Raw genomic sequence first — 25,471 nt, 5'->3', positions numbered from 1 at the left:
AATGGATAAGTTACGCCAACCTTTTATTACCCTACCCATTTATAGCCCACACCCCATACTGTTGAAATGTATATGTGATCACTAACCTCATTAAATTTAGACCGAATTCTTCTGATATGCTCTGCAACAACGATGCTATCCCCTTCATGGTCCAGGCCCCAGACTTTTTCATAAATATGGTCCTTATCAAAGACCTGACCGATATTCATTGACAACAACTCAATAATACCAAATTCTTTCTTGGCAAAAGAAAGTGGCCGTCCTTTGTAATACACTCCTCTGGCGGAGTAGTCGATCACTAAATCATCTGAAAATCTGGTTTGTGTCTTAACAGATTGTCTTCGTTCACGGCGCAGATGTGCCTCTACCCTAGCTCCAAGCTCATCAATGCTGAATGGCTTCACAATATAATCATCCCCGCCCACACGAAAGCCATTAATTTTATCTGACTCTTCCACTTGCGCAGTCAGGAATATAATAGGGCAGGATACGAAATCCCGTATACGAGTGCACACCTCAAGACCATCAATCTCCGGCATATTAATATCCAGTAAAATAATGTCTGGATTATACACTACTTTGCGTAATGCCTCCCCGCCGCTCCGCGCGGTTAAGACCTTATAACCATTTATCTCAAAATAATCTTTCAGCAGATTAACTATATCCGCCTCATCATCAACAATAAGAATTTGATTATTCATAACTCATACTCCGCCTTCCTCGCCAGTACTTCCCCGTTCCCCGCCGAATATCGCTCCCTCCGCAAGCCCCGACACGAACCGCTGCAGCCAGGCATAGTACTCGGCCGCATGCTCCAGCTTCTCCAGATCTCGGAGGCAGGCCTGCCGTTCCTCTTCAGGTGTGTCTGCTGCATGGAGCAGTGCCTGGAGGCCCGGGACCGCGGCTGCCATCGCTTCCTGCATCACATCGATCTCCCGCTGAAGCTTCAGGGTGAAGAAGTTCCGGAAGGCCTCGAAGAAGTCTGTCTCCGCTGCGTACAGCTCCTTCCGCTCACGCTTCTCCGGAAGCTTCGTAACCATCCGGGAGGCGATCAGGGAGCGGACCCCGTAGCTCATATTGCTTTTACTCATATTCATGACCTGCTTCATTTCCTCCAGCGTCATAGGCTTGTCCTCGAAGAACATCACCCCGTACAGCTGCCCGAAGGAATAATTCGCTCCATATAAATCCATGGTCTGTGCTATGGCATCGATCACCGGGCCGAGCAGCTGCTCCCGGGGCGAACGGTGCGGATGCTCTTCGCCGAATGCGGCCTGCTTCATCAGGTGGCACCTCATTTTCACATAGAATCGTTCTCTCTACCTTACACAATACCGCAGCTTTTCGGCAATTATCCTACAAATTTTACACAAAATCCGAACGGGTTTTACCCCCGCTTGACCACAAGCCTGCCTCATGAGTGTACAATTTTTTTTGAACAGAGGAGCTGTCCTCTGCATTATACCGCATCAACCAATGTGGATGAAATGGAGAATATGGACGAAAATGACACGCTCAAAGTTAATCGGCGGCCTGAAGCCCGTGCTGTTCACTCTGCCGGCCATGATCCCGTTCGCCGTGTTCTGGCTCGCACCGCTGCTGTATGTGCTGTATCTCAGCTTCACGGAATGGGACTTCATGAGCCCGGAGAAAACCTTTGTCGGCTGGCAGAATTATACCGATCTGCTAAGCAACCCGGCTTTTTACAAAGCACTGAAGGTGACCGTACTCTTCTGCCTCGGCAGTGTGCTGCCGGTGATCCTGCTCGGACTGGGTCTCGCCCTCCTGATGAATCACAAGTTAAAAGGTTCAGCCCTCTATCAGATCCTGCTGTTCTCGCCTTGGGTAACGCCAACCGTCGCTGTGTCTATCGTCTGGTCCTGGATCTATCAGCCTGAAGCGGGACTTGCGAATACCGTGCTGGGCTTCTTCGGCCTGGACTCCATCGGCTGGCTGCAAGACCCCAAATGGGCATTAACCGGCGTCCTGCTGGTCACGATCTGGAAGTCGGTAGGCTGGGCAATGATCTTTTATCTGGTGGCGCTGCGCAATGTGCCTTCCGACCTGCTGGAAGCCGGAGAGCTGGACGGAGCAAGCCCGGCGCAGAAGTTCCTGCGGATTACATGGCCGCTGATCTCGCCGACTACTCTTTTCTTATTCGTGGTGCAGCTAGTCTCGGCAATTCAGGCCTATGACCAGATTAATGTGCTGACCCAGGGCGGCCCGTCCGGCTCCACCCGCACTCTGCTCTATCTATATTATCAGTCCGCCTTCGAATCCTTCCAGATCGGAGAGGCTTCTTCGGTAGCTGTCGTCCTGGTCTTGATCTGCATGCTGCTGTCGGTCCTCTCTTTCGGGATCAGCAAACGGACTACGCATTATCAATAGAAGCTATACCATCCACCCCTAAGGAGGTCTCACCGCTTGCCTATATTCACACGTATCAGCGGGCTGGTCCGCCAGATTTTTTTCGCCGCGCTTGCTCTTCTGATGGCCTTCCCGTTCTATTGGATGGTTACGAGTGCCCTCAAGACCAATGATGAAATCTGGCGTTCCCCGCCCACGCTATGGCCTGAGGTACCGCTGTGGGGCAACTTCGCCGCTGCCTGGAACGAGGCGCCGTTCGCCAGATATATGGGTAACAGTATCTTCGTTGCTGTCTCCATTGTCCTCCTGCAATCGATCAATTCCGGGATGATGGCTTATGCGCTGACGCATATGAAATTCCGCCTGAAGGGCGTTTTTGCCGGAGTGATTCTGTTCGGTTATATGGTTCCTGCAACAGCAGTCTACTTGCCCGGCTACCTGGTCCTCTCCGAATTACACTTGCTGAACTCCTATGCGGGCCTGATTCTCTCCAACTGTGTCAGTATCTTCTCGATCTTCCTGATCAGGCAGGCCTTCCTTCAAGTCTCGCATGAGCTGGTGGAGGCCGGTGAAGTGGACGGTGCTTCGCATATGCGGATTCTCTGGACGATCCTTGTGCCGGTCACAAGATCCTCATTCGCCGTACTGGCGCTGATTACCTTCATTGACCAGTACAACAATTACTTCTGGCCGATGCTCATTACGAAGGACCCCAGCCTGCAGCTGGTCTCGGCCGGGCTGCGCAGCTTCTTCGTGGAAGGAGGTGCTTACGGACTGAAATGGCCGCTCATCATGGCCGCCAGCGCCTTCACAATTGCCCCGCTGCTGCTAGTCTTCCTGCTGGCGCAGAAAACGATAATGCAAAGTGTCAACATGACCGCAGGCTCAAGCAAAGGCTAAACCCTAAACTTCAATACCCAAGAGGAGAATGATGATGAACGTAGTTAAAAAAGTGTCTGCATTATCCCTGATCGCCGGACTCTCCGTGCTCACCGCTTGCGGCGGAAATGCCGCTCCCGGCAATGCATCCACTACGGACGGCGCAGCCGCCGCAGTCCCTGCTGCCAATGCCGCTCCGGCTGGAGGCGCACCGGTCACGATTGAATTCTGGTATGGGCTCGGCGGCAAGCTGGGTGAAAATATGGAATCGCTCATTCAAAAATTCAATGCCTCCCAGCAGGAGGTCATCGTCAAGGGGATCGTGCAGGGGGATTATACAGAGACCGAACAGAAGCTTCAGGCAGCGATTGCTGCCGGGCAGGTCCCGGCGGTGGTCCTCTCCTCCAATATCGATTGGGCGCGCAAGGGTTATTACGCCGCGATGGATGAGCTGATTGCCGGGCAGCCGGACTTCAATAAAGAGGATTTCGTTCAGACCTTCCTAAATCAGGGCCAGGTTGACGGCCAGCAGTATTTCCTCCCGATGTATGGATCGACCCAGGTGATGTACTACCGTAAGGATGCTTTTGCGAAAAGCGGCATAGACGCCAGCCAGATTAAGACCTGGGAAGACCTCGCTGCGGCCGCGAAAAAGATGACTGTCTCCGAAGGCGGCAAGACCACCTTCTACGGCTGGGAACCGATGTGGGGCTCCGGCAATATGATTGATGCCGCTCTCAGCAAAGGAGGCAGTATTCTTAGTGAGGACGGCACCAAGGTCACGATTGATTCCCAGGAGTGGATCGACGCCTGGGAGTTCTTCCGCAAAGCTATTCATGAGGACAAGACGATGCGCATTCATTCGGGCGGGCAAGGCTGGGAGTACTGGTACAAGACGATTGACGATGTGATGAAAGGCCAGGCGGCCGGATACACCGGCTCCAGCGGCGACCAGGGCGACCTCGATTTCAGCGTCGTCTCCGCTATGGAGCAACCGGGCTGGGCCGGAGCCGGCGAAGGCAAACCTGTCGCCGGGGCGAGTATGGCCGGTATTCCTGCCAAAGCCGGAGACGCCGAGAAGCAGGCAGCGATGAAATGGCTGACCTACTTCACAAGCTCCGAGAATACCGCGTTCTGGTCCATCCACACCGGATATATTAGCGTCCGCCAGTCTGCGCTGGAAGATCCGGCATTCGTCGCCTTCAGTGAGAGCAATCCGCAGATCAAGATTCCATTGCAGCAGGCGGCTCATGCTTCCCCTCCGTTTCAGGACCCGACAGGCGGCAAGATCAACGATGCGCTGACCATCGCTGCGGATAAGGTGCAGATTGAGAATATTCCGGCAGCCGAGGCGCTGAAGGAAGCGCAGCAGACGGCTCAGGCAGCACTGGATAAGCTGAAATAGAACGGCTGAACAAATTTCTAATGATGAAGGGGGACGCTGCATGATCGAGCTTAATACTCCGCAAGGGAACTATCCCGTAGCGGCCATCCTGTTCGACAAGGATGGAACATTGCTGCAGTTCGTATCCCTCTGGGGAAGCTGGGGCGAGTGCTTCCTGGACCAGTTCGCCCGGAAGCTTGAACAGCGCGGCCTGAGCTTCCCTGAACAGCACCGGGCCTCCCTGCTGGGAACGGTTCATGATGCCGCAGGGAAGATCACCGATTACGACCGTAACGGCCCGCTCGCCATGGGCACAATGAGCGATCTGTATGCCATTGCGTCCTGGCAGGGTTATTCTCTCGGCCTATCCTGGGCGGAAGCGGTCGAACTGGTGGACTCCTGCCGGAATGCAGCGGATACGATGCTGGAGCAGAGCCGTCCGGTCCGCCCGCTCCCCGGACTGGTGCCCTTTCTGGACGCGTGCGCAGCCCAGGGCATACCTATGGCCGTAGTGACTGCCGATGAAACTTCGGCAGCCGAGAGTCATCTGCGCTGGCTGGGCATCCGCCAGTATTTCACCGCCGTGATCGGCACCGATCAGGTCGAGCGGGGCAAGCCCTTCCCCGACATGGCGCTGCTGGCCTGCGGGCGGCTGGGGGTATCTCCGGCTGAAGCCGCCGTGATCGGCGATACGAACGGAGATATGCGGATGGCTGCGGCTGCGGGCGCTGCCGTAGCCATTGGGATTGCCGGCGGAATCACCGCCGGGCTGGCGGCTTCAGCTGCGGCGGAAGGACCGGAGGCAAATGCGGGCGGGAGCGGGCAGGCGGCGGCAAGCCGGGTTACTGCGGCGGCAGATGCTGCCGCAGGCGGGTCAAGTGATGCGCACGGAGCATCTGATGCGGGCCGATGTGGGCTGGCGGCAGACACGCAGGCTGCCGGGACTCTTTTGCCGGATGCAGATTGTATCGTGTCTTCTTATGCGGAGCTTGGTGTAGGAAGGATTGCACGATGAAGGCCGAAGGGGCTTTGGCCTGGGTATTTCTTGCCTTGGCTATTGTCTTCGAGCTGTCCGGGGCGGGTATCCTCTTGATTTCTCTGGCAGGGGCATTGTTGTTCGAAGAGCGGCTGTCGGGCCCCTCCCTACTGTGGGTGACTGTGATTGTAGCCGGGATTGTTGGCTTGAACATTAGTGCCAAGGGGCATTAGCCTAACGAATAAAAAATATTTCAAGGAGGCTTCACTTGCCTATGAATACATCTGCCACACCGGGCGTTACTGAACCGCTGCTGACGTTCCAGGTTATCACCGATACCCATGTCACGGCCGATCCCGAGCACGAGTACAATCAGAACTTCGGACGGGCGCTTGAGGATATAGGGGAACATGGCCGAGGCAGCAGCGGGATCATGCATATAGGAGATATAACAGACCATGGCTTCCCTGGGGAGTACAAGGAGGTTCAGCGTATTCTTGGACTGCATCAGGCATCACTTCCGCAACTTCGTTACACTTTGGGTAACCATGATGTCGGCCTGGGCCACTGGGAATCCCGCCTTGCGATGTATACTTCCCGGATGGGCATGCCGGGCCCCTATCATGACCACTGGATTGACGGGTATCATTTCATCTTCCTCGGCACGGAGGAAGGGCTGCCTACGTTCTGCAGTCTATCCGCTGAACAGCTGCAGTGGCTGGACCGCAAGCTTGGTGAACACGCACCGGACAAACCGAAGTCTAACGGGCAACTGCAGCCTGACCAGGAACAGACTTACCTGCCGGATCAGCCCGCCTTCCTCTTCCTGCACCAGCCGCTGAAGGATACGGTAGCCGGTTCGCTGGAATCTCAGGAATGGTACGGGGTCACTCAGGATCAGGAGTTGCGTACTATTCTGTCGCGGCACCCGCAGACCCTGCTGTTCACCGGGCATACCCACTGGGAGCTGGAGGTCAGTAACACGATGGTTCCCGGCAACGGACAGACGGCTACGATGTTCAACGCTGCTTCGGTGGCCTACCTCTGGACGGATGCAGATGAACACAAGAGCGGCAGCCAAGGCTATTATATAGAAGTCTACGCTGATAAAGTGCTAGTACGGGGACGGGACTTCACTACGGGGACCTGGATTGAAGCGGCGCAATATGAGGTGGCGTATCCGGTAACACTCTACGGTAAATTAGGGAATCATTGATGTATCAAGCAGGAGCAATGTGCTACCTGCGCAACAAAAAACGGCTCTCTCCCAAGAGAAGGCCGTTTTTCGTTTACTTCGGTATAGGATGTAACCCGTTTATCTACTATTTAAAAGCAGGCAACGCGATGTCCGCGTAATTATCCTCCAGGAACTTCTTCACTTCCGGGCCGCTGATCGCCTTCGCCAGCTTCTGGATGGACTCGGAATCCTTGTTGTCCTCACGGGCAACGAGGGTAATGGTGAAGGCTGAATCTTCACGCTCGGTGATCAGCGCATCCTTCTTCGGAGTCAGACCCAGCGGGCTTGCGTAGGCTGGCGTCATCGCTACCAGATCCGCATCATCCAGCATCCGGGCCAGCATCAGCAGGTCGACCTCCTCGAACTTATAGTTCTTCGGATTGGCAGTAATGTCAGCTTGGGTAGCCTGAATTCCTACCCCATCCTTCAGCGTGATCAACCCGGCATCTGCGAACATTTGCAGCGAGCGTCCAATATTGGAAGGATCATTCGCCATCACAAGGGTTGCTCCCTCGGGCAGATCAGCAATATTCTTGAAGCGTTTGGAGTACCCGCCGTAGATGGCATCATATACAGGCTGAACCGGCACCAGCTTTGCCCCTTTGCTTGCATTGAACTGTTCCATGTACGGTACATGCTGGAAGAAGTTCGCATCCACCTCTTTATTCGCCAGTGCTTCGTTCGGCTGCACATTATCAGACAGCACGACAACCTCCATATCCACGCCTTCTTCCTTCAGAATCGGCTTCACAATATCGAGGATATCCGTCATTGGCGGAATCAGCGAGGCTACCTTGATCTTCACAGGCCCGGTGCTGGTTGCCGCCGGTGTCTTGTCCGCTTCTTTGCTGTTGCCGCAGCCTGCAAGTGCAAGCGTCAATACAAGCAGTACCAGTGCAAACGTGGTGGTCATTCTTCTTCCTGTTCTTTTCATGATCTCTCTTAAGCCCCCATTATTGTATAGTATTCTAGCGTTTGTCGAGCAGTCTGGCTATCGTGCTTCCCGTGAATTGAATGAGCTGCACCAGTACAATCATCACGAGAATGGCGTAGATCATCACCTCGGTCTCGAAGCGCTGGTAGCCGTAACGGATGGCGAAATCGCCAACCCCGCCGCCCCCGACAATCCCCATTACGGTTGAAAAAGAAATGAAGCTAATCGTAGACGCCGTGAGTCCCAGCACCAGTCCTGAACGGGCCTCCACATACAGAAATTTGAAGATGATTCCCAGCTTGGATGCTCCCATCGACAATGCCGCTTCAATCGTTCCCCGCGGAATCTCCAGCAGTGATTGCTCTACCAGCCGTGAGTAATAAGCAATGGCAACGATGGATAGCGGCACCGTGGCCGCCAGTGTGCCAATCGACGTACCTACGACCAGCCGGGTGAACGGAATCAGCGCCACCACCAGCAGCAGGAACGGAAACGAACGGATGACATTGACGATGCTGTTCAGCACCAGAGACAGCCCTCTATTCTCATACAACTGGCCTTTGCGGCAAAAATACAGCAGTGTCCCCAGCGGAAGCCCCACCAGCAGCGCAGCGCCTATGGCAATGCCGACCATGACAAAGGTCTCTCCGATAGACTGCCACATCTGATCCTGGTATTTCAGCATGCTCTCAAACATGGGAGACCCCCGTTCTGCCCGTGATCCGCTCCCGGAAGGAGCCTGAATGCGTTCCCGGCGGGAGGAAGCCGCCTTCCCCGCGGGAGAAGGAATCTACGATCCGTCCGCCCTCCATGACAGATACCTCGGAACAGATGCTACGCACGACATCCAGTTCATGGGTAACGATCACAATCGTTACACCCAAGGAAGCATTGATATGGCGCAGCACCTCCAGAATATCTGCCGTGGTGCCCGGATCAAGCGCAGATGTCGGCTCATCGCACAGCAGCAGCTTCGGACTGTTCGCCAGTGCGCGGGCAATCGCTACCCGCTGGCGCTGTCCGCCGCTGAGCTGGGCCGGATATTGCCCGGCTTTGTCCGCCAGGCCTACGAATTCCAGACATTCCTCCACCCGCTTCATCCGCCCTGCACGCGGCACTCCCGCAAGCTCTAGAGAGACCGCCACATTCCGGCTGACAGTGGCATTGCCGATCAGATTGAAATGCTGAAAGATCATACCGATTCTCTGCCGCTGCCGGCGCAGCTCCTTATCCGGCAGCTCCGTAAGCCGCTGCCCGTCAACCATAACTGTTCCTTCATCGGGCCGCTCCAGCAGATTGATCAGCCGCAGTAGCGTGGATTTGCCCGCGCCGCTGGCGCCAATAATACCGTGAATGGCACCCGCCTGAACTTCAAGCGATACCTGATCGACAGCCGTATAAGGGCCGTCCTTCAGAGTGAAGCTCTTGCTAACCTGACTCAGCGAAAGAATATGAAGCCCTCCCCTACAGACTGCCTGGACATGCTCCCTGAACCTCAGGACTTATTGTACTATAATTATTTAAAATCTGTTTCATTAAAAATCTCTTTAAATAATAAGGTATTTCTTCCGCTGTGTCATCATTTATTTCAAAATGATTGCTAAGTCCTCGGAAGAGCAGAGCATTATAAGGATGCTCGTGGCTCTATGGGATTATTCAATGGAAGCACAAAAAGGGGTGCGGCTCCTGATAGGACTGCACCCCTTTTGCTATTTTGCATGGACAAGTCTATTCGCTCTGAATGCTTATTCTTTCACACTGCCGACATTGAGACCCACTACGAAATACTTCTGCATGAACGGATACACCAGCAGTATGGGTACGGAGGCGACCACTGTGATAGCTGCCCGGATCGAGATCGGCGTGACCATCGCCCGGGCTGAATTCTGGTCCATTCCTACCCCGTTCGACACGTTAGGGTTTCCGTTGGAGTTCATCGTTGAAGACAGCAGCTTCATCAGCTCGTACTGCAGTGTACTGAGATGCTGCTTGGAGGAGGTGTAGATGAAAGCGTCAAACCAGGCATTCCAGGCTCCGACCGCCACAAACAGTGCAATCGTCGCGAGAACCGGCTTACAAAGCGGGAAGACGACCCGCATGAAGATTTTGAAATCACCAGCGCCGTCGATTCTGGCCGATTCCATCAGACTCTCAGGTATCGTACCGATGTAAGTCCGGATGACGATCATGTTGAACGCGCTGATCATCGATGGAATAACGTAGACCCAGAAGCTGTTCAGCAGGCCCAGGTCCTTAATCAGGAAGTAGTTCGGGATCAGGCCAGCGCTGAAATACATCGTCAGCACGAAGACTACAGTAATAATCTTACGGAATACATACTCCCTGCGGCTTAAGGTATATGCCAGCATGGTAGTCAGAAAAATATTAAGCAATGTAGAAACCACTGTACGTGCTACTGATATCTGGAAAGCATCAAAAATCGTTCCAGTGGCAAAAATCGCCTTGTAATTCTGAAAGGTCCACTGTCGTGGCCATAAGTAAATGCCGCCGCGGATCGTATCATTTCCTTCATTAAATGAAACAGCAATCGTATTGATGAATGGATATAAAGTCACAACCACCAGACAGACCATGAAGACCGTATTGAAGGAAGTGAACAAAAACGGTTCAAGTCTGCCGGTGCCCAGGTTTCTTTTCGCCGTAAAGCCTGCTTGTTGCCCAGGGCTAATCTGCCGGTTATCCGCCATTATAACAACCTCTCTTCCCCAAGCCGCTTGGAAATCCCGTTAGCCATAAGCAGCAATGTCACGCTGACCACCGTTTTGAAAATCCCGCCAGCGGTTGCGAGTGAATAATTCCCTTGTGCAAGTCCGTATTTAAGCACGAAAATATCTATCGTTTCAGCCCAGTCTACTACCAGTCCGTTGCCGAGCAGGTACTGTACTTCAAAGCCTGCTTCCAGCACATGTCCTATGGACATAATCATCAGAATAACAATGGTTGCCTTGATCCCAGGCAGGGTTACGTGCATCATTTTCTTGTAACGGTTCGCACCGTCAATCTCCGCAGCCTCATACAGGGCAGGGTCAATGGAAGCGATGGCAGCCAGATAGATAATAGTATTCCAGCCCACTTCCTTCCACACATGCGAAGCCCCTACGATTCCCCAGAAATACTTGCCTTCGCTGAGCCACAGAATCGGCTCTTTAATCAGATGCAGCTTCATTAGAACGATATTTACAATCCCGTCATTGATGGACAGCGAGGTAGCCACAATACCGGTAACGATAATCCACGATAGGAAATGGGGCAGATAGGAAATCGTCTGCACGGTTCTTTTCCAGAATACTTTTTTAATCTCGTTAAGCAGCAACGCCAGCACGATGGCTGTAACGAAGCCGAGGATCAGATTGATAACCCCCATGGCCAGCGTATTACGCAGGACGCGAATGAAGTTATCATCGGTGAACAAAAACTTGAACTGCTTCAGTCCCACCCATTCCTGCTCGCCGAAGGACTTGGCCGGTCTATAGTTCTGGAACGCCATGGTCCAGCCCCATACAGGAACGTAGGCAAAAAGGATAATGTAGAGCATTAAAGGCACAGACATCCAGATCAGCTGATTCTGATTCTTAATTAGGCGCCAGGTAATCGGCTGCTTTTTCCTCTTGTTCTTCTTCGGACGCCGGACGCCAGTATCTATTTCTAAGGTCTCATCCATATTCGTTGTCTCCTACTCCATCAAATTAATGTAAGGTGGAAGGCCGTCACCCGGCCTTCCACCTTCTAAAACCCGGTACCAGACCTTACGTTATTTACTCCAGTTCTCGATTCTCCACTTAATCTGCTCATTGATCTTGTCTTCGTAAGCCTTCACATTGGCTTTCTCGATCTGTTCCGTATAATCGTTCCATACGGAATCGAACTCAGCCGGCTTGGCAAGAATAGCTTTCGGCAGGAACTTAGTCTGCAGCTCATTTAGCTTGGTATTGGCAATTTTGGCATCCGAGCCTTCAATCAGGTCGATGGACCAGGCAGGATAATAGACAGGGTTTGGCGGCGGATCGCTGAAGAAGTCCACGTAGGAGTTGAATCCATAAGCATCCAGAATTTCCTTATCGTACGGCTTCAGGCCTGCTTTATATTCTTCCGGCTGCGCAGCAGCATCCGTGGAGTTACCGTCGCTGTAGCTTCCTTCGGTCTTAGGCAGATATTCGAACAATGCTTTGGCCTTGTTGGCCAGCTGCCAGCTGGCATCGGCTGCATCATCACGCTGCTTCTGGGTTCTCATGAATCTGCCGTTCTCAACGATATAATCCTCACCTTCCACACCCCAGGTGAACAGCTTCTGCCACTTCTCATCCATCAGGGTGTCGAGCAGCTTGATAATCTTCACCGGATCTTTGGCATTAATGCTGATGCCGAAGCCGTTGTTAAGGTTGAGTACCGCAAGATCGCGGTAGTGGTCTTTGGTTGACTCGTCGTATACCAGCGGAAGACCTACATAAGTGCGTTCAATTTTATTCTGAGTCGTCAGTGAATCCTCAGCAGCGTTGAAGTTCCAGTGCTGGTCGAACATCCCCAGAACGGTTCCGCTGGACAGCTTTGCCATATACTGGTCGTAGTTCTGCACGAAGGTTTCTTTGTCGATAATGCCCTTCTCGTTCATCTCATTCAGCTTCTGATAGTACTTCTTGGCATAATCCTTGTTGGCAAACACCTCGGCTACGCCGTCCTTCACGACTACGCCGCCATCATTCGGATGTCCGATCAGATGCTGCGGAGCGTTGAACAGACCCCAGTTTTTCCAGTCATAGTTCAGAATTTCGAACCCGACGGTCGGGGTACCGTCAATTTTGGGATACTTTGCTTTATATTGCTCAATCAGGTCAAAATACTGATCCAGTGTCTTAACCTTCGGATAGTTGAATTCCTTAAGCACTGCTTTTTGAATCCAGAAGGCCGGTCCCGAATACCATGAGCTGTTGACCTTCCCGTTATATACACCGAAGTTAGGCAGGATATAAATATGTCCGTCATTCGGGTCCTTCATCATGTTCCAATAGTCTGCATAATGCGCTTTCAAATTCGGCGCATGCTCTTCGATCAGGTCTTCAAGCGGGATATAAGCCCCTGCTGCTGTAAGCTTGGTGCTTCCGGTCATAAGGTCCGGATAATCCTGACCGGCAATCATAACGCCCAGCTTCTGGTTAATGTCGCCTGCTAAGAACTCCATATCGAAGCTGGCACCGGTCTCCTCTTTGATTTTCTTATAGATCTTGTTGTCCGGTGTCGGCTGTTGCCCGGCTACACCGATAAATGCGCTAACCTTGAACGGTTCAATCTTTCCTCCATTGTTAGCTGAAGCAGAATCCGTTGCAGTTGTCTCCTTAGCTTTGTCAGTTGTAGCAGCATTCTTGTTGTTGTTGCCTCCGCCGCAGCCTGACAACGCGAAGCTAAGGGTTAATAAAGCAACCAGGGAATACTTGAACGTCACTTTCGACTTGCCCCCCATAAAGCACCTCCATAGTGTATTGTCTTTATTTTGTAAGCACTTACATAAATAAATTATAGAGGTGAACTGACCGCTAAAATACGACCGAACTAAAGGTGTACCCCCGAAAATTTTAGAACTTGGCATGCCGGTACTCATTCGGGCCCATGTGCAGCTCTTTCTCGAACCGTTTCAGAAACTGTCCGTAATTGGCATAACCGACACGTTCAGCAATCTCTGATAGCTTCAGCCTGCTCCCGCGCAGGAGCTCAGCTGCAGCCTGAATACGCAGATGATGCAGCTGCTCATTGAAGGTCATCCCGTTCTTCTTAATCAATAGCTGTCCCAGGTATACCGGATGCAGGAAGAAGATCTCGGCCAGCTTCTGAATGCTCAGGCTCTCCTGATAATGCTCCCCGATGTACTGGTTGATCTCCCGGACAATCCCGTGCGACTTATAGTTCTGCTCACGCACCAGCAGATCTATGGCCTTCCCGCCGTAGGACAATAGGCGGCTGAGCAGCCCGCTCAGCGGAGTCATCGCCTGCTGAATCTCTGATACCCCAACGCCCGAGGCCACTCCGCCCTCTTCGCCTGCGGCTTCTGCCCCGGGTGAGAGTGCGAATATCCGGTACATGAGGTGGATTACGAATTTGCGTACTACCTCCGGCGCCACCTGCTGCTCCCGGAAGCTGCGGGCTGCCGCCTCCAGTGCCTCGCGGTAGCCGTCCGCGTCCAGAAGATTCACGCAATTCAGCAAGGCATCCATCAGCCCGATATGGTCATAGTGATAACTGAAGGGCTTGTCCTGCACCCCGCTGTAAGCCAGCACTCCTGCCTGCTCCGGCTCGTAAAAGAAATGCAGTAATGTCTCTTTGGCCCGGCCATAACTGCCCTCTATGGACAACAAGGAGTCCTCCGGGGTTCCCAGCGCGATATGGACATTCCCTCCTCCGTACTCGCCCAGCAGGGTATCCAGCACTTCAGCTATTCCGCCAGCGTCCCCGCCGCCTGCCGTCATCCCGTACACGATCCCGAGCATTCCCGCCTCCAGATCAATCGTTACCAATGATTTATATCCGGCCAGCAGGGAGAGTGTGCGGCTCCTCACCTCTGTATACAGCTCCGGGACCGTCCGGATCAGGCAAACATTCCAGGAAGGGCTCTCCTTGAAGCCGGGCAGAGTCTCCAGCCATTCCCTAAGCTCGGGTTCTCCCTTTTTGCCATATAATAGCCCCTTGATTAAGGTTGCCGCCTCTTCCCCGGAAGCTGTCTCATGGATTCTTCTGCGGTTCGCCTCCTGCTCCAGCTCCAGGCGGATCTCCCGCAGCTCCTCGGTAGCCTCCTCCGGGAAGACCGGCTTCAGCAGATAGTGATTGATTCCGTAGCTGATGGCCGTGCGGGCATATTCGAACTCACTATAGCCGCTCAGAATGACGAACTTCGTCGAATCCTTCCCCTCCTGCCGCCACTCCCCGATCATCTCCAGACCATTCATCAGCGGCATATGGATATCGGTAATGACCAGATCCGGCTCAAGCTGCTTCATCATCTGCAGACCCTCCCGGCCGTTGCCGCAGGTTCCGCACAGCTCGAAGCCCAGCTCCTGCCAATCAATCCACATCTCCATACCTTCCAGAGCACTCGGCTCGTCGTCGATTAATAGCACTTTGTATTTCATCGTCTATACCTCTCTTTCCAGGGAATAATTCTGTTCAAGCAGCTTCAGGGGAATGCCAAAGGTCACTACGGTTCCCTGATCCGGCGTACTGGATATCTCGAAGCGCACCTGATCTGCGTAATTCAGCTCCAGCCTGCGGTATACATTGCGAATCCCGATGTGGGTGCCCGAGTAATCCTCCTTGCGGACCGCGAACATCAGCTCCTTCAGCTTCTCCGGCTCCATGCCCTTACCATTGTCGGATACTGTAATCTGCAGCCTGTTATCCAGCACGGCCGCAGCCACCTTGATTACCCCCAGCCCCTCAATCGTCTGCAGGCCGTGCTTGCAGGAATTCTCGACCAGCGGCTGCATACTCAGCTTCGGTATTTTATAATCCAGGGACTGCTCATCGATCTCAAAGGTATAATCGAATTTATCCCTGAACCTGAATTTCTCAATCCTCAGATACATGTCGATAAATGCGATCTCCTCGCGCACCGACACCAGATCCTCCTTCCAGCTGAGCAGTCTGCGCAGCAGCTTCGACAAGCTTTTTATAATATCAGTGACATCGTTATATTTGTTCTTGGTGCAGACCACCAGAATCGCATTCAGCGTGTTGAACAGGAAGTGGGGGTTCATCTGGCTCTGCAGGAAATTCAGCTCCGCCCTGACGCGCTCCATCTCCAGGTTCTTGCTCTGGATCTCCAGCTTGTACACGTCATTGATCAGGGAGTGGATTCTGGAAGTCATCCGGTTAAAATTGTGGATTAGCCCGCCGATCTCATCCCGGCCCTCATCGATGGCAATCAGCTCGAACTTCTCGTTCGTCACCTTCTGCATGTGCCGGGCCAGACGTTTCACCCGGTAATTATAGGAGCGCAGCATGATGTATATGAATATGCTGGTCAACACAGTAAGCGTTGTCGCCAGGCCCGCTGCGTACAGCCGGATATCGAGAACCGCCTGGGAGATCCGCTCCCCCTGTGTAATTCCGACAATCCGCCAGCCTTTGAGATAATTCGCCGTCCCTACAGCCATCACCCGCACCCCCTCGCTCTCGTCCTGGCTCTCGCCCCACTGATCGAATACCGGATAGGGATTATCCGTAACGTGCTGATACCCGCTGTCCGCTGACATCACAATCTTGTTCTCCCCATTGATCAGATACAGGCTCAGGTAATCCCGTTCCCGGACGATAATGTCATAGATCTCACTGATATCCAGATCAATCCGCAGTACCTTCTCATAGTTGTTCAGATTACGGTAATTGTCCATGGTCTCGATAATGCTGAGCGTAGGGGTGGATGAGGCCAGATTCTTGTTCTCCGTCGTCCGGTAAGCCGCAACATATATCTGGGTGGTGGCTTTCTTCGCCTGCTGGTACCAGTCACTTAACCATACTTTATCGTTCATTACCTGGTAATTGCCCCCGGATACAACCGTCTGGTTGTTCGTGTATATACTGATTCGTTCCAGCTGATTATTAACAGGCATATAACTGTTCATCCGGTCTCTGAGCTGTTCGTTGAACATGCTGTAGAATTCGATAGAGTCCGTATAGGTCCGGTCCAGCATCTCGTACAGGTTCTTATCCGCAGCCAGCGTGTAGCCGACAGAGACCCCCCCTTCAATAAAATCATGAATGTCCTTCCGCGCCCGTTCCATGGAAATCTCCAGATTCTGCTGCTCCCTCGATTTAATGAGATCTGTAATCCGCTCCAGGAATACCAGATTCAGCACCATGATCGGCAGGAGCACACCTACAATGTAGATGAGATAGAACTTGTAGCTTAGCGGAATATCATTGACGATGGTGCCGAATTTAAACCGTTTTGTCGCCATCCCACACACACACCCGGCTTTCCTATCATTATAGAATTTATTAGTTTTCGGGGTCCCCGCAAAGTATCTGAGTAACCTTCGAAGCCACAGCCCCACTTTGTGGGGGTATTTTAGAGCTGTTTATTCTTGTGGGCATTCTTATACACCGAAGGTGATGAACCCACCTTATTCTTGAACTTGTCGATGAAATAATCAGTATTGGAAAAGCCTACCTGTACCGCGATATCCGATATCTTGAGCTGTGTGCGCTTGAGCAAGCTCTTGGCTGCTTCGATCCGCTTCTCATTCAGATAATCGCTGAAGCTGCGCCCCGTCTCCTTGCGGAACAGCTGGCCCAGATAAGCCGAATTCATATGAAACTGCCGGGCGAGGTCCTGGAGCTGCAGCTTGCTGCGGAATTCCAGATCCACGTATTGGATCACATTATAGATGGTGTTCCCCTCGTTGTTAGCCCGTAGCTCGGTGAGGTACGCCGCTGTCTCCAGACAGAGCCGGTCCACATACAGACTGAGCTTGTAGTAATCCGTGAGTCCGCCCAGGTTGCCATATTCATTGTGCATCGCACACATGATCTGGTCGGGATCTCCCTGCATCTCGGTAATGCTCCGGCATAAGGTCATCTCCAGATGGGCTACCTCGGCCTGTGCAGCTTCAATGCTCACCCTCTTGGCAGTCATAGCTTCGAAGGCTTCCCTGGCAGCAGCCCGGATTCTCTCCGGCATGCCTTCCTTCACCTCATTCAGCACACGTGTAAAGTGCCCGTCAATGAATTCAGGAGACAAGCTGGCCGTACGCAGATCGTTGTAATAGAAAATCCCGCCCCGCTCCTTCCGGTACTTGAGCCCCCAGACCTCAAGCGTCTGGGTGTACAGCTCCTGGATGGAGCGCAGGCCGTTCCCCCGGCCGCTGATCATTACAGCCACCGGCACCCCAAGCTTCGCTGACTGCACCTTCTGCACCTGGGTGGCCGCCGCCTCCAGCGCTTCCGTGGATAGTCCGGCTGAGCGAATCAGAAGCCCGGCCCTTCCGGCCGGGTCCTGGAACACATAGCCCAGGTGATCCGGGAAGCCTCCGGTATCCCCTTCATTCAGGCTCACCGTATTTGAACCTGAAATAGCAGCAGCAAGAATGCATTGCAGCTCTGTATCAGGCTGAAGCTCCAGCAGACCGCAGGCGGCATGTTCCAGCTCCTCACTCCAATCCCCCTGGACACAACGGCTGATCAGATTATGTACCAGGATATTGTGCTTCTTCTGCCTCTCTAATATGGAAGCGGTTTCATGTTGGATAATAGCTCGGATCTTCCCCAGCAGTTCCTCAATCTCCTCATCATCCACCGGCTTCAGCAGATAGCCGTCCACCTTATGACGCAGCGCGATCCGGGCATAGTTGAAATCGTCATACCCGCTCAGGATCACGAACCGGGGCGGCGGGTCCACCGTCTCCTTCACCGCCGCAATCAGCTCCAGGCCGCTCATCACCGGAAGATTGATATCTGTCAGCAGCAGATCCGGCCTATGCTCCCGGATCAGCCGCAGCGCATCCCCGGCGCTAAGCGCTTCGGCACATACCTCGAATCCGGATTTCTCCCAGTCCACCATCGTCCTGAGTCCTTCCAGAACCCAAGGTTCATCGTCCACAATCATGACTTTCAGCATGAGCTCCGCTCCCCTCTCAACCATCTAAATTTGGTAAGTAATAGAATTACAAGTAATGCTAACATACAAGTTTAATCCTGTGAATGTTAACTTAAGCGGACCATAGACCACTCTAGTAGTCTGTGCAGCAGAAAAAGGGAAGTCTGCAGCTTATGTGGCATTGCTGCGGACTTCCCCCGAGATGCTGGGACTAATTATGAATTATTAGTTAAAGTCATGGGGGTCTGACCATTCAGCTATAAGTTCAAACTAAGAAGCTACTTTATACTTTTTTGTCAAATTACCATTCGCATCATATTCATATCTGATAGTTTCATTTTTCTTTTGATCAGTTACTTTTTCCAATCTGTTATTTATATAGTAGTATATAATGTTATTGGATGGATCAAAGGTAAAACTAACCTTATCCGATTCAGCTAGAGTTGTGGGGTCATAGGCTGTTAATGCATACTTATCCTGGGGCGTTTTATCTATTACAATAAAATTTTGGCTTGTAGTTTTTATTACAATGCTTTTTGACATATCCCAAATTCGATAACTTTTGTTGGATTGTACGATATCCCAGGAAATCTTAAGTTGATAGTCATTAACTTTCTCTATTTTTACGTTTTTAGGAATCGCCGGTTTTTCAGGAGGCAATTCTGAAACGGTATAAGTTATAGAGATGTTATACATTGCCAATGGATAACCGTACATCGTTAAGCCCCTAACAATAAAATCAGACCCTAGTGTACTAACCAATTGACTATAGCTAATATTGGTTTGATTTGTATTGCTGATCTTTACAGCGCCCAAATTCGGATTTTGTGCGGGTGATGAGCAGGAATTGTAACATACAAAAGTTTGCGGGATTGTATTTTTATTTGCATATAATTCGAAATTCACATCCTGAGGTCCGTGTATGGGATCAACGTAATCTGCATACACGCTGATATTACTGATATTAGCTACTTTTATAGGATTAATTAAATTCTCAGCCACCAGAGAACCAGGAGCATCATCTGATACTTTTCCATAGGAGGATAGATTAGTCGTAGGATCAATAAGTAAAGGATATTTTAGATTTGTATCATCAACAGAGATAGATAAAATAGTTTTTCCATTTTTCGAGTATACTTCCTCTTTTATATTTTCATACCTTAGTCTATCTGGATCAGAACTATCCGAAACCCACATTTTAGGAATTTGAAAAACAAATTCATCAGTTTTCTCATCTTTAAAGCTGATGCCCTGTGAGTCTTTGACCATTTTCAAATTCTTTGATGAAATTTCAAATTCAAATCTTTTAGGGGCTGATTGATTTTTAAGAATGATGTTCATTTTTATACCGTCATTCTGAACAATATATTGCAAATCAGAGGCTTTCCAAGCATCTAAATAAATAACTTCATTTTTTTGGATAATAGCTTCTTTTTTATTTGTCTTTAATGCTAAATATTTAACTGACATATCTTTATAACTTATTTTCAGAGCTTTATCACTTCGTTTATTCAAATGGAGTTTATAGTTATTTTTCACAACATCATTTGTGTATTGGTCATTCTTTTCAAGACTTGGTAAAATCGTATTATCAATATCCTCCCACTCACCATTTTTGCCCTTATAATGTACCGAATGATTGAAAATCTTTTCGGTATATGTTTTAGTTTTCGGATTAATAAACAATTTCTTATTTTGGGTTCTCTCTTCTTTAAACTCCGTTATTACACTTGAGTTCTTTTCTGCAAACGAATAATTTTGAATTATTAAAGAACTAAAAATGAATAAACATACGACTAATGAAAAAAGTCTCTTCACGCAAACTCCCCTTTTCAATGGATTTTTATGTCCGATAAAAGTACATCTTATGTCCTAAGAGTTCTCTCCTATTCGGCTTAATTCGGCTTCATTTCGACTGAATTGTCATAACACCGCAGATTTTCCAATTCTGTTTTTCTCTTTTCATTGCTGTAACTCCTTTACTTTCTTAATCTGGTGCTAGTTTTAAGTAACTATGTGCTAAGTCTCTAATTTGCATCATAAGACAAAATCAAACTTTTTAAAATGGTGGTATTTTGTCTAATTTCATTAATATATGTCTAATTAAGTAAAATATCATATTTCTAGCTTTTTAATCCTCTGACAAATCACAACAAAAGCGCCCCAAGAACCTTATCTATATTTAGCTATTGGAATGATGGAGGAAAACATGAAGTTAAAGATTCGATTGAAAGATATATTAGATCAGCGAAGAATGTCACAAAGACAACTTGCCCGACAAATGAACCTACGTCCAAGTACGATCAATCATCTCTGTTCCGATTCAGTAGACAGAGTCTATATCCGAACGCTGGAAGCGATATGTGAAGCCCTAGACATCTCCATCCATGAACTGATTGTTGAAGATTCGGAAGCTTAAGGTGCTTAAATGTAAGTTGGGTCGAGCGCTGGATGTGCTACGCCCTATTCCTCAACAAGAATTATGCTTTTTGATGTAAACCACCCCCGGGTGTTTTCCTATCGTAATGGTGAACATTTCCCAGAAGGTAGGGGTTGTAATCTCATTATTTTCAAGTACAATAGAAACTATGTTATTTTTATTTCATCCAGCATGTTGGACTTTTTATCGTTATCGGCAAAATAACGTGTCCGTCGGTGAGGATGTGTCTTCTAGCTATTTATAGCAAGACGATCTAAGCAGTTCCCTTGGGGGATTGCTATTTTTTTTGGCAAGTTTTTGCGATTGGCATACGTAGATGATGTATAAAGTTGCCTTAATACGGATTCATCAAACATGCTTTGCAGCAGTCGGAAACCAAGAACAGTTTCGATCTTGGATATGTTTTCTCTGTTCTCCATTAGCCAAGACAAATCCATATCGCTGACTTCCTCTGGATACTCAATCTGCGCAAGTGTCCTCTCCATCGTATAGTCAAAGAATAGTTTTTGGAGTAATTCTACTGCCTTTTTCGTTGGCGAGAATCTTACCAGATCATTGTCACTAGGTCGGACTTCTAGTCGAAGGATACCTTTAGAACGTTCAATAATCTCGTTTGATTCTTCTTCCTTTCGAGTTTGCTTATACTTATCATAAAACATAATTCTGCTGCTCTTGTTCCGGTATTCAACGGTCTGTTCTTGGTTGTATGCTATTGTATTCTTGTAAGCAAACTGCTGCCTACTTAGCATCCGCACATATTCACTGACCTTCTTACCTACTTGAAAATTGCAACAGACATCACATCGGCTTATTATCCATTCAGAGTGTGGAATATACACATCAAAGAACTGGAGCAGCCTCTCTTGCAACTGTTCAAAAAACAAGGGAATATCTGCTTCTGTGAGCATCGTAACGTTGTCTCCATATAGAAACTTTGGCATGGATACTTGTACTGTGAGTGTTTGGCTACCCTCGATATACTTCATGTATGGCAACTTTTCACCTTTTAACGTATAGCTTGTGTTCAATGCACCTGTTTCTTCGCTATAGAATGTAGTTAAATTAGAGCTATGTTGATTCAATATATCTGGATCAATAGGAATAGGTCTTGCTTTCAGTATGATAGTGTCAAACACAAGGAACCTTCTTTCATTTCTAGTAGTCTAATATATTGGATGTGATTGGAGATGTTATAAGAACGGGAACCAACGGCTCGAGTCGGGCTATTGTTCAACTCGTGTCATACTTGTTCATCGTGTTCACCACCTATTAAGGCTTAATTCCAGTTTCCTCAAACAGCTTGTCAAGCTTCTCAAAGAACTGTTTCTGTTCGTATTTTGCATAATCTGGATGTACTCCCCATTCGTTATCTCGGTGAACGAGATAATATAAGACCAATTCCAACGCTGTCTTTTTATTACGATTCTGTTCTTGGATTACCTCAACTGCATCTTCTAAAAGATTGAAATTTGAGCCTTCGTTGATTGGATCAGCATTCAGCAAGGAACTTACCTGTTCGATCAATCTTTCTCTTTTTTGTCCTGCTTGAACATACTCAAGAAGGTTAAAATTCTGCGAATAGTGCTGTGTTGTAGTGTACTCGTTTCCGTCATCATCAAAGTTGGTAATTTCGATTTCCTCATGTTCATCCGTTTTGGTTAAGTAAACCATATGAATCTCCGACTTTTCGGATGGAAGTAACTCCTTTTGGAATAATGCCTGATCCTTGATCCCGAATAACTCAGACAACTGCTCCAGACGTGGTTCGGGTATCTTCCGTCTTTCTTTGATCCAGTCCTGAAAAGTTTGTTTGGAAACGCCTATGGCTTCTGCTACCGATTTGTACTCCATGTGAAACGTGTCAGCTATAAATTGTAATCCGATCATCTCAATCACCGCCATACTTAGTATGCCTTGCAAAGTCGATTATATATTGACATACTCAGAATGTCAACTGCTTTTCCAAAAGAAAAACCACATGGAGTGAAGTGACTCACATGTGGTTCACGATTAACAGAAAGATAATTTTTTCTTTTCTGACGTTAAAAATGTATCAATTTTAAAAAGCAATCGGTTGATATTTTCCTCTTTCGTGTGTAATAAAACATTATAACCATCTTTGGGCTCATTGTAGTATATAAGTTCCTCCATATCCTCAGGATAATTAAAAGTACTATACACTTCTGCGATTTTCTCAAAAAGCAGATTATGATCCCTTGTTTCATTGCGGATGTTTTGTAGGATACAGAACCTCCACTTTTGCTCCTCAATATTAGGATCATTGGTAATACCATTTTCAATTAGAAAATTTTCTATAAGACGAAAAACTTCTTCATAATTCTTCTTTTCCCATGCAAGTTCTAACAAGAATTCACTTTCCATTTCTGGATTCTCAGAAATATACTTCACTGCATAATCATCAACCTGCTCAATAGCCAAAAATTTGAGTCTTAATCCAGCCAATAGAGTAGACCAACTAAATGGAATTGAAAATTGTTCAAAAAAATCAATATTGTACAAAGTATTTCACCTCTTAGGAAATGCATTTGGCTTGCCCGTTATTTCTACACCTTCAATAAATCTTCTATGAGTTACTCCTTTTAAGGGATCGGGGTCAATGATCCACTCAAAAATACCTTCTTTTCCATTAAGAGAACCTTTCACTTGGTATAGTTGTCTTACGACTTTATCATTACCTACTAAATCAAACTCTTGAGCCCAAGTAGCATAATTATCAATAATATCATTAAATGCATGTTGAGCATCTAACTTCAGAGCACTGCCCGTACGGACACTTTCAAGTACTGGGTTATTTATCTGGACAACTCTAGCTTCACCCTTAAAAACAACCTTAATCCATTGCCCTGCTTTTTGAATAAGGCTTACACCGGCTTTTTCAGCAGCCTTACCAATTTGTAAAGCTTTCGCTTCAGCTGCTGATATTGGAATAAAGTTAATTGCTAAATTCGCTGCATTTAAGAGATGTTCTGCACTCCATGGCTGGTCGTTAGAATTAATATAATTGGTTAGCGCCCCTCCTGTATACCAATCAACAGCACTATAAACCCCTTCACCTGCTTTTACCCAAGTGGCTTTTGGGGCAGCACCATCCATTAATCCGCCTCCACCTCCCCCAAAATCATATGCTTTAGCTGCATGACCTGATGGATCTGTATAAATTAAAGGATTATTGCTAACATACGTATACAGATTCAAACTCAGCGGATTATCAATCTGCCCCTCATACGTATCCTAGTTTATAAAGCGGAGCTTTGAATAAAGAAGGTGGCAACTGAGAAATCACTCTCAGCTACCACCCATTCTATCATCCTGCCTGCTGTACTGGTGTATTCGGCATCACGTAGGCTGACTTTTTCTTCATCATGACGTAGATGATGTTTACCAGCTTCCTCATTAAGCACACAATCGCTTGCTGTTTCGTCTTCCCCTCTGCTATCTTTCGCTCATAATAAGCATGAAAATAGGCATTCTTTGGCTCCCTCTTGGTACGGGTGACACCAATCTGACGAATTGCAAGACTCTTGATAATATCATGCAATTCCCGATTGCCTTGCTTACTCTTAAAATTTCGTGACTTATTTCCTGAACCAACCGCTACAGGTGCTATTCCAGCAAATCGGGCAAGCTTATCAGAGGAAGCGAATCGGTGAATATCACCAATCTCTGCCACAAGCTGCGCTGCTGTCACCACATTGATCCCTGTCATGGATTCAAGCTGAAAGCCAAGCTGCTGCATCAAATGCTCAATCTTACCCTCGATACTGACCAATTGTTCTTGAAAAAACCGAGCGGATTCCACCTGACTCACTACAACTGAATCTCTTGAATCCTGAAAATCCCGATACGTTTCTCCATCTGCGTCGATCAGAGTAAGAATTTGATTTGCCTTCTTATGAGACAATCCATTGTTGCTGTGCTTTCGCAAGAAAGCAGCAAGGGCTTCCTCAGACATGTCCTTCAAGGTGTACGGTGAGGGGTAGGTTTCCCAGAAGGCAAGCGCCGTTTTCCCCTCTACTTCAGAGAAGAACTTTTTGTAACTGGGATAGGAATAGCTAATCTGCTGATGCATCTTTTTTACCGCTTCTGTTAAAATCTTAGCCAACCATTTGCGCTGTGTCACAAGTTGGCTAATCGCCCAGAACAGGTCAACGGGTTGAGCATCTGGCAGACGCTCTAACTCGTCCCTGAGCACCTTGGCAACGCATTCCGCATCCCAGCTATCCGACTTCTGAACGGTCACATGGCTTTTTCGTCTGGCGTTAGCGAGCTTTGCGTTCACTTCCTTCACCCAGCAACGATTGTCCTTCAGATAGACGGCGAGTCCTCTGCCGTAGCCTCCGACATCTTCCAGTCCATAGACTACTGACAAGCCCTTCTTGGTGTACTTGTTCAGTTCCTTGAGCAGCAAGGGAAAGGCAGACGGCTTGTTATCGAATTTTAGTTCCCCTAGCTTCTTGCTCCAGCAGTCAATAATGACGGCTGTATGATGTTGTTTATGCAGGTCAACTCCTACATAGATTAGATTCTGCTGTTCAATCATGCTCTTTTGCTCCCTCTGTATTTGAATTGTTACTAATGGATTCGATTCGTTTCATTCAAGAATCTTTGCTGTCTCTATCGCTTGATCTGTATG

24 protein-coding genes are annotated in these 25,471 nt (G+C 49.0%); 7 read left to right on the top strand and 17 right to left on the bottom strand.

Annotated elements, in window-relative coordinates:
- Positions 1 to 26: 26 nt before the first annotated feature.
- Complete coding sequence (locus MKX42_RS06215) at positions 27 to 701, bottom strand: response regulator transcription factor (RefSeq protein WP_340751740.1); 675 nt, start codon at positions 699 to 701, stop codon at positions 27 to 29.
- 3 nt (positions 702 to 704) lie between these two features.
- Positions 705 to 1,283, bottom strand: a complete 579-nt coding sequence (locus MKX42_RS06210) for a GbsR/MarR family transcriptional regulator (protein ID WP_340751739.1) — start codon at positions 1,281 to 1,283, stop codon at positions 705 to 707.
- Between the two features lie 223 nt (positions 1,284 to 1,506).
- Here MKX42_RS06210 and MKX42_RS06205 point away from each other — a divergent pair, with 223 nt between their 5' ends.
- From MKX42_RS06205 to MKX42_RS06180, 6 genes are read left to right on the top strand one after another with little or no spacing between them, the layout of a single operon-like run.
- The gene (locus tag MKX42_RS06205) at positions 1,507 to 2,388 is read left to right on the top strand and encodes a carbohydrate ABC transporter permease (RefSeq protein WP_340751738.1); all 882 of its coding nucleotides are present in this window, start codon (positions 1,507 to 1,509) and stop codon (positions 2,386 to 2,388) included.
- Positions 2,389 to 2,424: 36 nt separating this feature from the next.
- A complete protein-coding gene (locus MKX42_RS06200) occupies positions 2,425 to 3,267 on the top strand; it encodes a carbohydrate ABC transporter permease (protein WP_340751737.1) in 843 nt (280 codons plus the stop codon).
- Between the two features lie 34 nt (positions 3,268 to 3,301).
- Entirely contained in the window at positions 3,302 to 4,651 is a 1,350-nt protein-coding gene (locus MKX42_RS06195) for an ABC transporter substrate-binding protein (protein WP_340751736.1), read from the top strand.
- A gap of 40 nt (positions 4,652 to 4,691) precedes the next feature.
- Positions 4,692 to 5,645, top strand: coding sequence for an HAD family hydrolase (locus MKX42_RS06190; RefSeq protein ID WP_340751735.1), 954 nt, complete (start codon positions 4,692 to 4,694; stop codon positions 5,643 to 5,645).
- Positions 5,642 to 5,839: a hypothetical protein gene (locus tag MKX42_RS06185; RefSeq protein WP_340751734.1), complete on the top strand. Its 198-nt coding sequence runs from the start codon at positions 5,642 to 5,644 to the stop codon at positions 5,837 to 5,839. Before MKX42_RS06190 ends, MKX42_RS06185 begins: the two co-directional genes overlap by 4 nt.
- 41 nt (positions 5,840 to 5,880) lie before the next feature.
- Positions 5,881 to 6,822, top strand: coding sequence for a metallophosphoesterase family protein (locus MKX42_RS06180; RefSeq protein WP_340751733.1), 942 nt, complete (start codon positions 5,881 to 5,883; stop codon positions 6,820 to 6,822).
- A 106-nt stretch (positions 6,823 to 6,928) separates the two neighbouring features.
- Here MKX42_RS06180 and MKX42_RS06175 read toward each other — a convergent pair whose 3' ends face one another.
- The 10 genes from MKX42_RS06175 to MKX42_RS06130 all read right to left on the bottom strand — a co-directional run bounded on the left by MKX42_RS06175 (position 6,929) and on the right by MKX42_RS06130 (position 20,195).
- Positions 6,929 to 7,777 (bottom strand): MetQ/NlpA family ABC transporter substrate-binding protein, encoded by an 849-nt coding sequence (locus MKX42_RS06175; protein WP_340751732.1) that lies wholly within the window; start codon positions 7,775 to 7,777, stop codon positions 6,929 to 6,931.
- 34 nt (positions 7,778 to 7,811) lie between these two features.
- On the bottom strand, positions 7,812 to 8,474 hold the full coding sequence (locus tag MKX42_RS06170) for a methionine ABC transporter permease (protein ID WP_340751731.1): 663 nt from the start codon (positions 8,472 to 8,474) through the stop codon (positions 7,812 to 7,814).
- Complete coding sequence (locus MKX42_RS06165; protein WP_340757627.1) at positions 8,467 to 9,228, bottom strand: methionine ABC transporter ATP-binding protein; 762 nt, start codon at positions 9,226 to 9,228, stop codon at positions 8,467 to 8,469. Before MKX42_RS06165 ends, MKX42_RS06170 begins: the two co-directional genes overlap by 8 nt.
- Positions 9,229 to 9,522: 294 nt before the next feature.
- Positions 9,523 to 10,485 (bottom strand): carbohydrate ABC transporter permease, encoded by a 963-nt coding sequence (locus MKX42_RS06160; RefSeq protein ID WP_340751730.1) that lies wholly within the window; start codon positions 10,483 to 10,485, stop codon positions 9,523 to 9,525.
- On the bottom strand, positions 10,485 to 11,459 hold the full coding sequence (locus MKX42_RS06155) for an ABC transporter permease (protein ID WP_340751729.1): 975 nt from the start codon (positions 11,457 to 11,459) through the stop codon (positions 10,485 to 10,487). Before MKX42_RS06155 ends, MKX42_RS06160 begins: the two co-directional genes overlap by 1 nt.
- 90 nt (positions 11,460 to 11,549) lie before the next feature.
- Positions 11,550 to 13,253 carry a sugar ABC transporter substrate-binding protein gene (locus MKX42_RS06150; protein WP_340751728.1) on the bottom strand — a complete coding sequence of 568 codons (1,704 nt, stop codon included), beginning with the start codon at positions 13,251 to 13,253 and terminating at the stop codon, positions 11,550 to 11,552.
- Between the two features lie 112 nt (positions 13,254 to 13,365).
- The gene (locus MKX42_RS06145; RefSeq protein WP_340751727.1) at positions 13,366 to 14,913 is read right to left on the bottom strand and encodes a response regulator transcription factor; all 1,548 of its coding nucleotides are present in this window, start codon (positions 14,911 to 14,913) and stop codon (positions 13,366 to 13,368) included.
- A 3-nt stretch (positions 14,914 to 14,916) separates the two neighbouring features.
- Entirely contained in the window at positions 14,917 to 16,740 is a 1,824-nt protein-coding gene (locus MKX42_RS06140; RefSeq protein ID WP_340751726.1) for a sensor histidine kinase, read from the bottom strand.
- A 110-nt stretch (positions 16,741 to 16,850) separates the two neighbouring features.
- Positions 16,851 to 18,398 carry a response regulator transcription factor gene (locus MKX42_RS06135; protein WP_340751725.1) on the bottom strand — a complete coding sequence of 516 codons (1,548 nt, stop codon included), beginning with the start codon at positions 18,396 to 18,398 and terminating at the stop codon, positions 16,851 to 16,853.
- Positions 18,399 to 18,647: 249 nt separating this feature from the next.
- On the bottom strand, positions 18,648 to 20,195 hold the full coding sequence (locus MKX42_RS06130; protein WP_340751723.1) for a hypothetical protein: 1,548 nt from the start codon (positions 20,193 to 20,195) through the stop codon (positions 18,648 to 18,650).
- A 391-nt stretch (positions 20,196 to 20,586) separates the two neighbouring features.
- On the opposite strand from MKX42_RS06130, the gene MKX42_RS06125 reads away from it, so the two are divergent.
- A complete protein-coding gene (locus MKX42_RS06125; protein WP_340751721.1) occupies positions 20,587 to 20,796 on the top strand; it encodes a helix-turn-helix domain-containing protein in 210 nt (69 codons plus the stop codon).
- A gap of 251 nt (positions 20,797 to 21,047) precedes the next feature.
- Here MKX42_RS06125 and MKX42_RS06120 read toward each other — a convergent pair whose 3' ends face one another.
- The 5 genes from MKX42_RS06120 to MKX42_RS06100 form a co-directional block, all read right to left on the bottom strand.
- Positions 21,048 to 21,953, bottom strand: a complete 906-nt coding sequence (locus MKX42_RS06120; protein WP_340751720.1) for a hypothetical protein — start codon at positions 21,951 to 21,953, stop codon at positions 21,048 to 21,050.
- A gap of 133 nt (positions 21,954 to 22,086) precedes the next feature.
- Complete coding sequence (locus tag MKX42_RS06115; protein ID WP_340751719.1) at positions 22,087 to 22,704, bottom strand: helix-turn-helix domain-containing protein; 618 nt, start codon at positions 22,702 to 22,704, stop codon at positions 22,087 to 22,089.
- Positions 22,705 to 22,827: 123 nt separating this feature from the next.
- Positions 22,828 to 23,337, bottom strand: a complete 510-nt coding sequence (locus MKX42_RS06110; protein ID WP_340751718.1) for a DUF2247 family protein — start codon at positions 23,335 to 23,337, stop codon at positions 22,828 to 22,830.
- Positions 23,338 to 23,343: 6 nt separating this feature from the next.
- On the bottom strand, positions 23,344 to 23,931 hold the full coding sequence (locus tag MKX42_RS06105) for a hypothetical protein (protein ID WP_340751717.1): 588 nt from the start codon (positions 23,929 to 23,931) through the stop codon (positions 23,344 to 23,346).
- Between the two features lie 211 nt (positions 23,932 to 24,142).
- On the bottom strand, positions 24,143 to 25,378 hold the full coding sequence (locus MKX42_RS06100; RefSeq protein WP_340751716.1) for an IS110 family transposase: 1,236 nt from the start codon (positions 25,376 to 25,378) through the stop codon (positions 24,143 to 24,145).
- Positions 25,379 to 25,471: the final 93 nt, after the last annotated feature.

The organism is Paenibacillus sp. FSL R7-0204, from assembly GCF_038002225.1.
Lineage (GTDB): Bacteria > Bacillota > Bacilli > Paenibacillales > Paenibacillaceae > Paenibacillus_AQ.
This window is presented reverse-complemented; position numbering and strand designations above follow the sequence as displayed.